9 protein-coding genes and 1 pseudogene are annotated in these 14,007 nt (G+C 68.9%); 7 read left to right on the top strand and 3 right to left on the bottom strand.

Annotation, left to right across the window (positions count from 1 at the left end; genetic code table 11):
- The first annotated feature begins 187 nt into the window (after nt 1–187).
- Nucleotides 188–1,135, top strand: coding sequence for a hypothetical protein (locus tag BLW78_RS01210; RefSeq protein WP_091675895.1), 948 nt, complete (start codon nt 188–190; stop codon nt 1,133–1,135).
- A 201-nt stretch (nt 1,136–1,336) separates the two neighbouring features.
- On the opposite strand, the gene BLW78_RS01205 is transcribed toward BLW78_RS01210, so the two are convergent.
- Nucleotides 1,337–2,617 carry a family 16 glycosylhydrolase gene (locus BLW78_RS01205; protein ID WP_091675893.1) on the bottom strand — a complete coding sequence of 427 codons (1,281 nt, stop codon included), beginning with the start codon at nt 2,615–2,617 and terminating at the stop codon, nt 1,337–1,339.
- Between the two features lie 484 nt (nt 2,618–3,101).
- Between BLW78_RS01205 and BLW78_RS01200 the strand changes: the two genes are divergently transcribed.
- The 3 genes from BLW78_RS01200 (at nt 3,102) to BLW78_RS01190 (ending at nt 8,866) form a co-directional block, all read left to right on the top strand.
- Nucleotides 3,102–5,711, top strand: coding sequence for a beta strand repeat-containing protein (locus tag BLW78_RS01200; protein WP_244526706.1), 2,610 nt, complete (start codon nt 3,102–3,104; stop codon nt 5,709–5,711).
- A gap of 120 nt (nt 5,712–5,831) precedes the next feature.
- Nucleotides 5,832–7,541, top strand: a complete 1,710-nt coding sequence (locus BLW78_RS01195) for a type I secretion system permease/ATPase (RefSeq protein WP_244526704.1) — start codon at nt 5,832–5,834, stop codon at nt 7,539–7,541.
- Complete coding sequence (locus tag BLW78_RS01190; RefSeq protein ID WP_091675886.1) at nt 7,538–8,866, top strand: HlyD family type I secretion periplasmic adaptor subunit; 1,329 nt, start codon at nt 7,538–7,540, stop codon at nt 8,864–8,866. The genes BLW78_RS01195 and BLW78_RS01190 overlap by 4 nt, the downstream gene beginning before the upstream one ends.
- Nucleotides 8,867–9,365: 499 nt before the next feature.
- Here the strand turns inward: BLW78_RS01190 and BLW78_RS01185 are convergent, their stop codons facing one another.
- Complete coding sequence (locus tag BLW78_RS01185; protein ID WP_020091090.1) at nt 9,366–9,590, bottom strand: hypothetical protein; 225 nt, start codon at nt 9,588–9,590, stop codon at nt 9,366–9,368.
- A 984-nt stretch (nt 9,591–10,574) separates the two neighbouring features.
- On the opposite strand from BLW78_RS01185, the gene BLW78_RS01180 reads away from it, so the two are divergent.
- Nucleotides 10,575–10,841 (top strand): hypothetical protein, encoded by a 267-nt coding sequence (locus BLW78_RS01180; protein ID WP_091675883.1) that lies wholly within the window; start codon nt 10,575–10,577, stop codon nt 10,839–10,841.
- Between the two features lie 79 nt (nt 10,842–10,920).
- Complete coding sequence (locus BLW78_RS31235; RefSeq protein WP_165923179.1) at nt 10,921–11,094, top strand: hypothetical protein; 174 nt, start codon at nt 10,921–10,923, stop codon at nt 11,092–11,094.
- 461 nt (nt 11,095–11,555) lie between these two features.
- On the opposite strand, the pseudogene BLW78_RS01175 reads toward BLW78_RS31235, so the two are convergent.
- Nucleotides 11,556–12,041, bottom strand: a pseudogene (locus BLW78_RS01175) (IS481 family transposase); the annotation flags it as partial.
- A 76-nt stretch (nt 12,042–12,117) separates the two neighbouring features.
- Here BLW78_RS01175 and BLW78_RS01170 point away from each other — a divergent pair.
- The gene (locus BLW78_RS01170) at nt 12,118–13,734 is read left to right on the top strand and encodes an FAD-dependent oxidoreductase (RefSeq protein WP_091675881.1); all 1,617 of its coding nucleotides are present in this window, start codon (nt 12,118–12,120) and stop codon (nt 13,732–13,734) included.
- The last annotated feature ends 273 nt before the right edge of the window (nt 13,735–14,007 follow it).

The raw sequence follows: 14,007 nt of genomic DNA, 5'->3' as shown, positions 1-14,007 counted from the left end.
TCCGCTCCGCGCCCAGCGGTTCACGCCCCGCGCCGCCGTCACCGCGCGACGCCGTTCCCTCCGACGCGCGGCGCCGGATCCGCGACCGGACTTTCGGAGACCACGCGTCCGGCATGCTCGACCGTTGACGGCCCGTCATCGCCGACCCTATTAGATATAGCATCAGCTATAATGATGGGTCAGGGCTATGACGCACACCGGCGCTCCGCGTCGCCTCTCGGCTCCGGGATCGGTCCTGTGCGGCCTCGCCGCGGCGCTCGGGTTGGCCGCGGCGCTCTGGGTGGCCGCAGCGCTCGGGCCGGCACTGGCCCAGTCCCTGCCCACCGCCGCCGAGAACCTGACGCCGGGCGACCTCGACAGCGAGCATCTGTTCGGTTTCACTGAGGGCAGCGACCTCGGCGTTCCCGGGGAGGCGGAGCTGGAATGGGAGACGAGCGGGCGCCTCGGCCGGCGCGTCGCCCGCTTCCTGACCGTGGACAGTTCCCTGGCCCTGAAGGTGCCGCTGACCAACGATTTCCGCCTAGCCCCGGGCGTCACCTTCAACGCCTACGACATCGGCGCGCCGGGATCCCCGGCCCGGACCACGGGCGGCTTCAACGGCGGCTTCCTCGAGACCCGGGTGCGCCTGATGGATCGCCGGACGGCCCCCTTCGGCCTGACCCTCAACATCGTGCCAGGCTACGGAACCGTCGACGGCGGGACGGGCGTGCCGGCGCGCAGCTTCGGCACCGAGATCGGCCTGCTGGCGGACCGCGAGATCATCCCCGGCAAGCTGATCGCCGCCGTCAATGTCGGCTTCGCGCTCTCGACGACGCGGCTGACCGTGATGGACGCGCCCGTGCGCGGATCGGGGATCGAGGTGGCGGGGGCGCTGGCCTACTGCGTCCGGCCCGGCCTCTTCCTCGGCGGCGAGGCACGCTATGCCCGGACCTACGACGGCTTGGCGCTCGACCGGTTCGCGGGCGAGGCCGTGTATCTCGGACCGACCGCCTACATGACCCTGTCACCACAGGCCTGGGCCTCGTTCACCTGGAGCTTCCAGGTCGCCGGGCAGGCGACGGGCGAGCCCGGCCCGCTCGACCTGTCGAGCTTCGACCGCCATCAGATGCGGTTGCGCGTCGGGTACAGCTTCTGATCGCGGCCCTGTCGCCGCACCGCGGCCTGCGAGCCTCAGGGGGGCGGACAGGCGCCGAGAACGCGACCCTGGTGGAGCAATCGAGGGACCGAACCGCCCGTGCAGACGGGCGGTGAGCCTGCCGTTGATGTCGGCTGAAGCGGCCCTGTCGCGACGAGAAGTGGGACTGGCTGCCTCGGAGCAGGTCTTCCGGAAAGACCGTTACATACCGAACATGTTCGCAGTCGGAGCATGCAACGTGAAGGCATGACCCTCATCAATCCAGCCGCTTCCGGCGTGACCTTGCTCGATGTAGCTGATCTCATCGGCGCTGGAAGCGTAGTAGTGCCGTCCGCTCTCGGTGTTGACGAACCGCTCGACGGTCAACGCATGCGATCCCGCGGCGGTCGAGCTCGCGTAGGCGTCGAACGCAACACCGTCATAGTTGTAGCCGGAACCGTCCGAGAGAAGCCCGTCGCGCTCCGCGGTGCTGGTCGTGTAGAAGTGGTCGCCGGTCGTCGGGTTGGTGAATCGAAAGACGTCAGCCGTGGCAGACGACGACACTGGCGCGGCCCAGCCGACCCCCTGATAGGCGTAGCCCGACGGGGTGCTCTCAAGTTGCGCGCGTTCTGCAGCGCTTGCCGTGTAGAAATGCCGTCCTGAGGCGGCGTCGTAGAAGTGAAAAACCGGCTCAAGCGCCGCGGCGCCCGGACTGGCCTGATAAGCCCGCATGTAGTCAATATTCATCTGCGCAGGAAATGGCGTCGACGCGTCGGCGTCGCCCGGCCAAGAGCCGCCGACGGCGAGATTCGCGATCATGTACATGGGCTTGTCCAGACCGGCCGGCGTCGGCGTACAATAGATCTCCTGTCCGTCGAAGTAGAAGGTCAGCGTATCCGGTTGCCAGTCAACGCCGTAGGTGTGGTAGCCGCCGCTCATGTCGGCGACTGCGGAGATCCCCTGGCTCATCGTGTGGTTGCCGGGTGTCTGGCCGGGCGCCAGGCTGTGCACCGTAGTGTAGAGCGTGCCGGGATCGTGCCCGAGCATCTCCATCACGTCGATCTCGGGCGGCCAGGAACCGTCCGCCGGGAGCAGCCAGAACGCCGGCCAGAAGCCCTGACCGGCGGGCAGTTCGGCCCGCATCTCGAAATAGCCGTAGGTCTGGCTGAAACTGTGGAAGGTATTGACCATTCCCGACGTGTAGGGCTGATCCCCCAGGTCCTGGAGCAGAGACAGATCCGACGGCGCGGCGGTGATGGTGAGGATGCCGTCGTGGACGCGGAACGGGTTCGGGAGCGGGCTGCCGTCGGGTTGATCGGCGCGGACATACCATTGCTGCTCCTGATTGAAGGGCCGCGTCCCGGTCGACGTGACGTGGATGCTCCACTGCGGGCCGCCGGACGTGTCGAGACCCGAAGTGCCGTCCCAGAGCGGCAGCGTGTCGAAGTCCTGGCTGTAGGTGAGTGTCGCCGTCTGGGCGAGATTCCTCGGATCAATGGCCACGGATCACCTGCCCATTCGCGCCACGCACTGAAGTGGCCGCGCCGCACGATACAATCATAAGCTGCATCGGAAAACAGGGCGCCTGGGTTCCGACGATGATTGCCGGGCACCGTCTGGTCGATGGCACGACGCGCGGGATGCCGCCGTCGATCCGAGCAGATCGATACGGAGGAGCCGATCGACAGCGAATATTTGGAAATATATTCCCCACCATCCTCCGCAATTTTAGGATTACAACGAACATTGCCATTCTGGCTGATTTTATACACGCAACACTAATACAAATGATAGTCGAGCACGTCATTTCGGCGACGCATATTGCTGTCCGCGACCGAAGCCCGACGCGGGCGGACCTCGTCCCTCGGCGGTGTCGCGACCGGCCACACGCAGCAACGGCAGGCCGCAGGCTCGGTATTCTTTACCGACGCTCGGCACTGCAACCCATAATTGTACTGCCGGTTACGCATCAAAACCGGAGGTGCTCATGTCGTCGTCCCCTCTCGCCGCGCTCAACCCGTCGTCACGCTCGCTTGAGTGGCTGGTCGGGTCCAGCGCGCTACTGTCCTCCACCGCACTGTCGACCGGCCAATTGACGAGTCTCGGTCCGATTACCTCGCTTATCGAGAGTGCCGTCGACGTCGGTGCGGCGGACGAGGGCGGATCACTGCTTCCCGGCGCGCTGGCCGATACCGCGAACCAGATCGTCCTCGACACCCATGCGCAGCTCGAGAACGCGGGTCATCAGGTCGCGGCGCTGAACGGCCCGCTCCACGGTCTGACCAATCTCGGCGAGACGGTCGGGCTCGGTCATATCGGCGAGGCCGGCAACCTGATCACGGACCTGACCGGCGCCGTCGCCAACCCGACCGATGCCGGCAGCGTCGTCCCGGTGTTGAACGATGCCGGGCAGGTCGCCGAGGCTGCCGGAACCTTGCTGAATACCGTCACGGCATTGCCCGTGGCCGGCAACGGCCTTGTCGGCTCCGGCGGCACGCTCGCGCCGGCGGTGGGGATCCTCAACCAAGCCGTCCTCGACCTGCACACGACGCTGGAGGATGTCGGCCATCAGGTCCCCGTGCTCAACGCGCCGATCCACGCCCTCACGGGCCTCGGCGAGACGGTCGGCCTCGGTCGCATCGGCGAGGCGGGCAATCTCCTGACCGACACGCTCGCCGTTCCGAGTTCGCTCCTCACTGGCGGCGGCCTCGCTTCGGCCGCGCCGATCCTCGCGGATCTCGGTTCCGTCCTCGGAGCGAGCGACACGCTGATCACCTCCGTCACCGGAGCCGCGACGGCCGGCGGGCTGCTCGCGTCGGGCGGCCTTCTCGCTCCGGTCGCGAATCTCGCGAACACCGCCGTCCTCGACGTCCACATGACCCTCGAGAATCTCGGGCACGAGGTCCCGCTGCTGAACGGCGCTGTGCACGGCCTGACCAATCTCGGCGAGACCCTCGGACTCGGCCATCTGGGCGAGGGCGGAAACCTGCTGACCGACGCCGCGGCCCTGCCCGGTGCCCTGCTGGGCGGCCAGGGGCTCGGCGCATTGTCCCCGATCCTCGGCGATGTCGGTGCGGTGGCCGGTGCGGCCGGCGGACTGCTCGGCGGCGTCACCGGCATCGTCGGCGACCTGGGGGGAGCGGGCGCGCCGGGCGCGGGCAGTCTCCTCACCCCCGTCACCGCCGCGGTGGATGGCCTGCTCGGCACCGTGACCGGCGGCGCTCCGGACGGAACCGGCGCCCTGCTCGGGCCGTACGCGCCGCTGCAGCCGGTGGGCGCTGTCGCCAACACGCTGATCGACACCGTCCACGGGGCGCTGGAGCAGGTCGGACACGACGTGCCGCTCCTCAACGACCCGCTCCACGCGGTGATCGCGCTGGGCAACACGGTCGGACTGGGGGAACTCGGCGACAGCCACAACCTGCTCACCGACACCATCAACCTGCCCGGCGCGATCCTGACCGGGAACGCGCCCGGAGGCGTGGCGCAGGTCGTCGACGACCTCGGGCACGTGGCGGGCGCGCTGGGCGGCGTCGTCGGCTCCGCGACCGGCCTCCTCGACTCGGCCGGCGGCGGTCTCGGATCCGGCCTGCCGGTCGGCGGTCTCCTGGCACCGGTCACCTCCGCCCTCGGCGGCTTGACGGGGGATCAGGGTGCCGGAGCCCTCGACGGTCTCCTGGGCGGCCTGAACGGAGGCCCGGGTTCCGGCGCGGCCGGCGCGCTGCTCGGGACGAACGCGCCGCTGCAGCCGGTCGGAGACGTCGCCAACACGCTGATCGACGGCGTCCATGCGGCCCTGGAACAGGTCGGCCACGATGTGCCGGTCCTGAACGACCCGCTCCACGCCGTGATCAATCTCGGAACCACGGTCGGCCTGGGGGAGCTCGGCGGGTCGAGCAACCTCGTGACCGATGTCGTCAACCTGCCGGGGGCGGTCCTGAACGGCGACGGAGGCCCCGCGGTGGCGCAGGTCGCGAGCGATCTCGGGTCCGTGACGGAGGCGGCCGGCGGCGTCGTGGGCTCGGTGGCGGGGATCCTTCCCGCGGCCGGCGGGGACGGCCACCAGGCGGGCTCCCCGGTCGACGGCGTCGTCGCGACCGTGACCACGGTCCTGGGCGGGGGCGAGACCGGCGGGGCGGGGAGCGCCGCCGGCAACCTGCTCGGCACGCTCACCGGCGGCACGTCGGGCGAACCGGGAGCCGAGACCCAGCCGTTGATCGACGTGTCGGCGGGCCCGACGACCTCGACGCCGGTGGCGGACGTCGCCGTGCTCACGCCCGCCGCCGATCCGGCCCACACCGTCGACGTGAGCGCGGTCGCGGTGAGCGCCGATCAGCCGAGTCTGGCCACGGCGAACCTGCTGAGCGGCGACAGCATCCACCTGCCGCAGACGGGCGGCGGTGCCGACTCCCTCGTCGGCTACCTCGTGGACGCGGTGTCGGGGACCTCCGCCGCGCCGGCCGAGGCGGGCGCCGCCCAGGGCGTGAGCGTCGATCTCGGCGTCGCCACGATCGATCTCGGCGGCCACACCGAGGTCCAGCACACGGACCCGACTCCCCACACGGCCACGAGCGGCCTGCACCTGCTCGGCCTGTGAAACGCGGCCCCCGCCGCCGACGCGGCGGGGGCTTCCGCGACGCCGGGGCCCGACCCGCTTCGGCTCGAACCGCTCCGCTGACGTGCCAAGCCGAGGGATCGACCTGTGATCGATGAACGCGTGTTGCGTGTCGCGAAGCGGCGCGAGTTCTGGTCCGCCGTCAGGGCCGGGCGCACGTGCCTGATCACCGTGACGATCGTCAGCGGTCTGATCAATCTGCTGATGCTCACGGCCCCGATCTTCATGCTGCAGGTCTACGACCGGGTGCTGCCGAGCCGGAGCATCGCGACGCTCGTCGGTCTCGCCGGCATCACGCTGATGCTGCTCGTGATCCAGAGCGTCTTCGAGATCTTCCGTGCCCGGATCCTGGCGCGCTTCGCGCGCCTCGTCGACGAGCGCCTCGGTCCGCGGATCTTCCGGACCCTGCTGGTCCGCGGCGCCGAGATGCCGCGCAGCGATGACGGGCCCCAGGCCCTGCGCGATCTCGACACCGTCCGCGGCTTCGTGTCGAGCATGGCGGTCAGCGCCTTCTTCGACCTGCCCTGGGTGCCGCTCTACGTCGCGGTCTGCTTCCTGTTCCATCCCTGGCTCGGCGCGGCGGTGGCCGGGGGTGCCCTGTTCTTGTGCGTGCTGACGATCCTCACGGACTGGGCCTCGTCCGCGTCCACCCAGGAGGCCGTCCGAACGGCCGGTGAGCGCCGGTCCTTCACCGACATGGCGCACCGGACGGCACCGCTGCTCTCGGCGCTCGGGATGCGGTCCCGCATCGCGGAGCTCTGGCAGGTCCGGGCCCGGCGGAACCTCGACGTCGCGGCGTACGGGAACGACCTGGCCATCGGCTTCGGCACGACGGCGCGCCTGCTGCGCACGGTGCTGCAATCCGGCATCCTCGGCCTGGGCGCCTTCCTCGTGGTGCGCGAGGAGGCGACGGCCGGCGTGATGCTGGCCGCCACGATCCTGTCCGCGCGCGCCCTCGCCCCGGTCGACCTGGCGATCGCCAACTGGAAGTCGTTCTCGGGCGCCCGGCAGGCCTGGGGCCGCCTCGTCGCGTTCCTGCCCCGGCGGGAGCCCGCCGCCCTCACGCCGCTCCCGGCGCCGCGGGAGAGCGTGCGCGTGACGGCCCTGTCGATCGCGGCGCCCGGGACCGACACCCCGGTGCTCCACGACGTCAACGTCGCCCTCGCGCCCGGAAGCGCCCTCGGGGTGATCGGAGCCAGCGGCTCCGGCAAGTCCACCTTCGCCCGTGCCCTCGTCGGACTGGCGCGCCCGAACCGCGGCGTGATCCGCCTCGACGGCGCGGCGATCGATCAGTGGGATCCCGATGCCCTCGGGCGCGCGGTCGGCTACCTGCCGCAGGACATCGAGATGTTCGACGGCACGATCACCGAGAACATCACGCGCTTCGATCCCGAGCCCAACCCCGAGGCCCTGCTGGCGGCTGCCCGGGCCGCCGGCGTGCACGAGGTCGTGCTCCGGCTGCCGGGCGGCTACGACGCCCGCGTCGGTACCGGCGGCCTGGGCCTCTCCGGGGGTCAGCGGCAGCGGATCGCGCTCGCGCGGGCGCTGTACGGCGATCCGTTCCTCGTGGTCCTCGACGAGCCGAACTCGAATCTCGACGTCGACGGCGATCGCGCCCTGTCCGCCGCCGTGCAGGGCGTGCGCGCCCGCGGCGGCATCGTCGTGGTGATCGCGCACCGGCCGAGCGCCCTGGCGGCGGTCGATCGCATCCTGGTCCTCGGGGACGGGCGCGTGCAGCTGCACGGCCCGCGCGACGAAGTTCTGTCGAAGCTGAACGCCCTGACGCGGCAGACGCCCACGAGGGTCGCATGACGACGGATCGCACGCCTGACGGGCCGGCTACGGATCCGACTTTCGAGACGCGCCGCTCCTTGCGGCGGCACGTCGCCGGCGTCGCCGCCGTGATCGTGGTCGCCACGGGCGCGGGGGCCTGGACGGCGGCGACGGAATTGTCCGGCGCCATCATCGCCACGGGCTCGCTGGTGGTCGAGAGCAACATCAAGAAGGTCCAGCATCCGACCGGCGGCGTCGTCGCCGAACTGCCGGTTCAGGAGGGCGCGCGCGTCCAGGCGGGCGACCTGCTGGTCCGCCTGGACGCGACCACCGCCAAGGCCACCTACGACAGCGTCACCAAGAGCCTGTGGGAGATCGCGGCGCGCAACGCCCGGCTGGAGGCCGAACGCGACGGCCGCGCGAGCCTCGCCATCGCCCCCGAACTCGAGGGAGCCGGACCGGATGTGGCCCGGATCGTCGACGGCGAGCGCAAGCTGTTCCGCTTCCGACAGGACGCGCTCCAGGGCCAGAAGGCGCAGCTCCGCGAGCGGGTCGGGCAACTGAACGAGGAGATCAAAGGCCTGTCCGAGCAGGCCGCCGCGAAGGAGCAGGAGACCGCGATCATCGGGCGGGAGTACGAGGGTGTCGAGGATCTCTGGCGGAAGAACCTCATCCAGCTGACCCGGCTCACGAGCCTCCAGCGCGACATGTCCCGCCTGAAAGGCGAGCGCGGCGTCCTCGTCGCCAACATCGCGCAGACCAAGGGCAAGGTCTCGGAGACCGAGCTGCAGATCATCCAGCTCGAGCAGAATCTCCGCAGCGACGTCGCGAAGGAGCTGGCCGAGAACCGCGCCAAGGCGGCGACGCTGACCGAGCAGCGGATCACGGCCTTCGACCAGCTGCAGCGCATCGAGATCCGCGCGCCGCAGACCGGCTACGTGCACGAACTCGCGGTCCACACGCGCGGCGGTGTGATCTCCCCGGGCGAGCCGATCATGCTGATCGTGCCGACCGCGGATTCCCTCGTCGCGGAGGTTCGTGTGGCGCCGCAGGACATCGACCGGTTGCAGACCGGTCAGGCCGCGGGGTTGCGCTTCCCGAGCTTCGACCAGCGGACGACACCCGAGCTCAACGCGCGCGTGACCCGGATCGCGGCCGATGTGAGCGAGGACAAGCGGACCGGCAGCTTCTACTACCTCGTTCGCCTGGGCGTGACGAAGGAGGAGATGAAGCGACTGGACGGGGCCAAGTTGATGCCCGGCATGCCCGTGGAGGCCTTCATCCGCACGGCCGATCGAACGGTGCTGTCCTACCTCACCAAGCCGCTCGTCGATCAAGCCCGGCGGGCGTTCCGGGAGAAGTGAGATCCGCCCGGTCGCTCGCATGGACGGTCACGGAACCTGCCGAGATCGCGGAGCCGATCCCCACAGGACCGACTGTGTCGCGCTCGGCGAAACGCCGGTCCGAGCACGGGGAAGCACCGGCCAACGCACGTCCGCCTTCGCGGGCGGCGCGCATGCGAGAAGCCATTCCGCTTCCACCCGCTGCATTTGTTCAACGCGGGCTGTGGAGCATCATCGCCTGGCGGCGGATGAACTGGGCAGGGGGCCACGGTGCGGAGGCGTGGGGTCACGAAGCCTCACAACGAGCACGGCTGCGAGCGCGGCGGTGACCGCGAGAAACGCGATCGTCGTGAGTCGGTCAGGCGGTCTCCGCTTCATAGCCACGTCTTAGCAGCTGCGCCTGCTCCTCGCAGGATGCGGACCTGACACGCCCCGACGCGCCCGGCTCCGATCGGGCGCCGGCCGGCGCCAAGCCGATCCCGGTGCACATGGCTCGGCGCTGCGACCTTCTCCGATCCTGCTACCGGTTGGTGTCAGACGCCCGCGGCCCGATGGGTTCGCAGGAGACGAACAGGCTCACGAACCAGAACAGGGTCATGGCGGCGATCGCCGCCGCGGTCCCGAACAAGGGGCTGACGATCAGCGCGGCCAGCACGCCATGCTTCCACATCAGGGTAATCGCGATGAGCCAGCCGAGGCTCGCGGCGATAGATACCCGGATGATGCAGCATTCGGATGCCTGCATCACAACCTCCAAGTTCCATATACAACGCATACGTGCATGAAACGGTGGTGGTTCAATGTGGCAAACTGCTGGGTTCGCGAGGGATCAGCTGCTCGGCACTGCCGAGCCGGGGCCGACGGCCCCTTCTCACGCGCGCGACAGCGGGTGAGACAATTCGGCATCCTCCACGTTCGATCGTCCGTCACACGAAGTGCGGCGGCAGGATCATGACCTGGGCGTGCACGACGAGACTGAACGCCATGGCGGCCGTCACGACGGCGTCGACGAGACGGTTCGTCAGGGTGATCGGCTTGGTCATCGTGGCCTCGTCAGCTCGGCTGTTCCGAGGCGGCCTTATGGTCAAGCTGGATGTCGCGAGGATTGCTCCGATTGTTGCATGAGGCTGGCAGGATCGACCTGCGCCAGCCGGAGCGCTCGGATTCCGGTCTCCCGCTTCGCGACGACGCTCTTATCGCGGTCCTTCGCGAGAGGCCCACCGCCGGGACGTCAGCCAAGCCCTGCCGCATCCGGAGCAGGCGGAAGGAGCGGTCTGCCGCTCAGCACCGACGCGGGCCTCGCGCCCAGCAGCGTAGGCGGCCTCCGCGGGTCTTCCGTGTCTTCGGTCTTCGGGTATCGGGTGTTCTCCGTGTTGAGGAGGTCCACAACCCGCTTCAGAGCAGGTCCGGGGGCGGCACGGACCATGAGGTGGCGAGGTTCGAGGCCGGAGATGCGCTTCCGAGCCCCGCGCCCGCCTCACATTGGGTCGCGGCGAGGGTCGCTCGCCGCCGCTGAGTCTGGAACGCGTTACCGGTCACCCTGTCGGGCGCCGGCATCCTGCTGTGTTCACAGGCCCATCGGCAGGTGGGCAACGCAACGGCGGGTGCTGCTCAGGTTCTGCGTAATCCGAACCCGAGGCGCCGGGGGATTTCCCGTTGAGGTGACGCTAATCCGGCATATACAACTTTTAGTTGTATTAGCCATCTGGAAGAGGGGACGGCGCGTCAGATGTCGGAAGCCATCCTTGCACGCGATCAACGGACGGAGTGGTTGCCGAGAAGCCGGATCGGTCTCCTGATTTTCGTGCCGGGCGCACTGCTGTGGATCTCGATCGTCCTCTGCATGCTGCCGATCACAGTACTCGCATTCCCTGCAGAATGGATGTTCAAGAACAGGCCGAACCTCCATGCGACAGCCGTGACGATTCTCGTGTGCCTCGGTGCAGCCAATGTCGTGATCGCTCCGGCGACCGTGCTCTACCTCCTGTATGCCTGACTGGCGGGCGGGCTGTGTGCTCCGCCGCAGGAACCAAGCTTGCGGACATCGCCTCGGTACGCTGATGCGACGGTGAATCATGGCTCACATCGAGACGGTGTCGGTTCAGGATCAATCCATGCGTCCCTGGATGGATCGCTTCCTCACGATGATCATGGTCGCGGGCGGCGTGGCGACGGTGGTGTGGATCGCCGCGATGCTGGTGGTCGGCTGGCAAATGGCCGTCGTGCTGATGGGCCTGAGTGCGGTCTGACAGGCGTCCCTGCCTGAGGGTTGCCGCCGCTGCTCCCGAGACGCCCCTTCCGCGACGGGGTGCGGGACCACGGGCGCCCGATGGCGAAGCTGAGCGGGGTCAGCCTCCACCGCCGCCCCCTCCCCCTGTTCCGGGTCCGCCGAGGTTGCCGTCCTTGTTCGGCGTGTTCCAGTGGATGATCCCGTCGCCGGCGGGACGCGGCGCGGTATTGGGCGGCCGCGGGAAGGCGAAGGGGGAGAACGCAGTCGCGCCGCGCGGGACGGGGCTGCTCGCTCGAGAACGCCGCGCGACAGCTTCGGTGCTCACGAAGCCCGCGAGCGCGACAACGAGCCACCTGATCGCCGCGCTATGCATGATCGACTTGCCTCGCGCTGAGGTGCGCCACCGAGCGGCGACGGCTGTGCGCAGGGTAGCAGGATCGCTGCGCTTTCGCAGCGGCAACCCATGTCCCTCCGTCTCGTCAGCGCGCGCAGGACGTCCGATGCCGTGTAGCGGTTCGCTTCTGCTTCCAGCTTGGCGAAAGCCAGCTTCGAGGTTCGGTCGATGGCCACAAACAGGTCAAGTTTGCCTTCTTCTGTCCTGAGCTCGGCGATATCGATGTGCATGTAGCCGTGGGGTGATCGGCGAAGCGCTTCTTCTCGGGCTTGTCGCCTTCCGTCCGGTAGGCGCCTGGTGCCGTGCCGCTCCAGGCAGCGGTGCAGCGACGAGCGGGTCAGGTGCGGGATCGTGGGCTGTAGGCCGTAGAGGCAGTCGTCCAGCGGCAGCAGGGTATGCCGGCGGAAGGCGACGATGATGACCTCCGCCTCTGGGGGCAGAACCGTCGAACGGGACTGCTCCGGCCCCATAGCGGCATCACCTGTCGTCTGCCGCGTTCGCCACTTCTGGACTGTCGTCGGGGCATCCCTCGCAGCATGACGGTCGACCGTACCACCACACCGCGGGATCAAACATCGAGGGTCTTGCCTGTAGCGGCCGAGCCATCGATGCTGCGCCGCAGCGGATGGCCTACGACGGGAGCGACCCTTGGAAACGATCGGCCGTGACCTGCGGGAGATGCAGCGCATACCCCTCGCTGCATCGCATGTCGCCGCATTGCGGGCGATCGGGGCCGAGAAGCACTACTCCGCAGGCGCCTTTCTCGTCCGTGCCGGTGAGCCAGCCGATCGCTTCGTGTATGTCGAGGCCGGCGAGATCGAAGTCGTGAATCCCTTCACGGACGAGCGCCATCTCCCATCCACCCTCGGTCCGACCCAGTTCATGGGCGAAATCTCGTTCCTGAACGGCGGCGTTTGGTCGATGCCCATGCGGGCGAGCGCAGATACGGTCGTCACCGAGGTGCCGCGCCCCGAGATGCTGCGACTGATGTCCGAGATCCCGGAGATGTCGGACATCATCATCACAGTCCTCGCCGCACGGCGGCGGCGGCAGCTCGACTCGCACGACGGCACGCTCGTGCTCATCGGCGAGGACGACGACCGGAGCGTGCGGCGGATCGCCGAGTTCGCGAGCCGCAACCGGCTTCCCTACAGGACCTATCCGTTGGGCAGCCCGGAGGCGGCAAGCGTCGCAACGGCCTGCTCGATCTCGGCAAACCGACCGGCGGTCATCTTCGGCCGGGACGTGGTCGTGACCGAGCCGACGCCCGCCAAGGTCGCGCGGCTGCTCGGCCTCGACTACAACCTCGTCGACGACGAGGCCTTCGACGTCCTCATCGTGGGCGGCGGGCCGGCCGGGGTGGCAGCGGGCGTCTATGCGGGTGCAGAGGGGCTGCGCGCGTTGGTCATCGAGGATGTGGCGATCGGCGGTCAGGCCGGCACATCGAGCCGGATCGAGAACTACATGGGCTTCCCGACCGGGATCTCGGGCGCCGACCTCGTCTGGCGCGGCGAGATCCAGGCGATGAAGTTTGGCACTCGCTTCGCGATGCCGCGACGGGTGGCGAAGTTGGAGCGGCTCGAGGACGGATCGTTCTGTGCGACGTTTGACAACGGCCGGCGCGTTCGGGGACAGGCCGTCGTCGTCGCGACCGGCGTCCAGTACCGAAGGTTGCCGATCGACCGCCTCGAAGCGTTCGAGGGCGCCGGCATCTACTACGCTGCGACGGAGATCGAGGCGCGCTACTGCCGGAATGCCGAGGCAATCATTATTGGCGGCGGCAACTCGGCGGGCCAAGCTGCGATGTATCTCAGCCGCTCAGCGCGGCACGTTCGCCTCTTGGTGCGCGGGCAATCGCTCGCCACCTCCATGTCGAGGTACCTGTCGAGCCGGCTCGAGGCAGACCCGGCGATCACGATCGAGTACGGGGCCGAAGTCACCGACCTGCACGGCGACGACCATCTCGACGCGGTCACGATCCGCACCGTCGCCGACGGAGCGACGCGCAGGATCTCGACCTGCGCCGTGTTCGTCATGGTGGGCGCCGCCCCCAATACCGGCTGGCTCTCGGGGCTCGTCGAGCTCGATGGCCACGGCTTCGTCCTGACCGGAGACGCGATCGGCGCGCATTCGCCTTACGCGACGTCGCATCCGGGAATCTTCGCGGTCGGCGACGTCCGCGCCAGCTCCGTCAAGCGGGTCGCAGCCTCGGTCGGCGAGGGATCGGTCGTCATCTCCAAGGTGTGGGAGCACGTTCGGTCGTAGAGTTCGCCGCCCGGGACGCGCACGATCGAAGCGCCGGATCGGCGAACGGCCGTTTCTGGGAAGCTCTGCTGACTATCTGCCAGACTGTTTCGGGTGGCTTCCTGCCCGCCTGCTTCCGACCGGCGGATGTCCCGAAGCGGACATCTCCACGGGGACCGCTCACGGCCTCGCCGCACCTTCGAACAGCTTGTCCCAAGGTGTCGGGGATGGGAGCATACCACCGAGGAATGCCGGGAAAGCCTTCACGTTTGGATCGCCGCGTCGGCTCTCCGG

It is taken from the genome of Methylobacterium sp. 275MFSha3.1, assembly GCF_900108435.1.
Taxonomy (GTDB): domain Bacteria; phylum Pseudomonadota; class Alphaproteobacteria; order Rhizobiales; family Beijerinckiaceae; genus Methylobacterium.
Note: the sequence above shows the minus strand (reverse complement) of the source record. Positions and strands in the feature narration are given on the sequence as shown.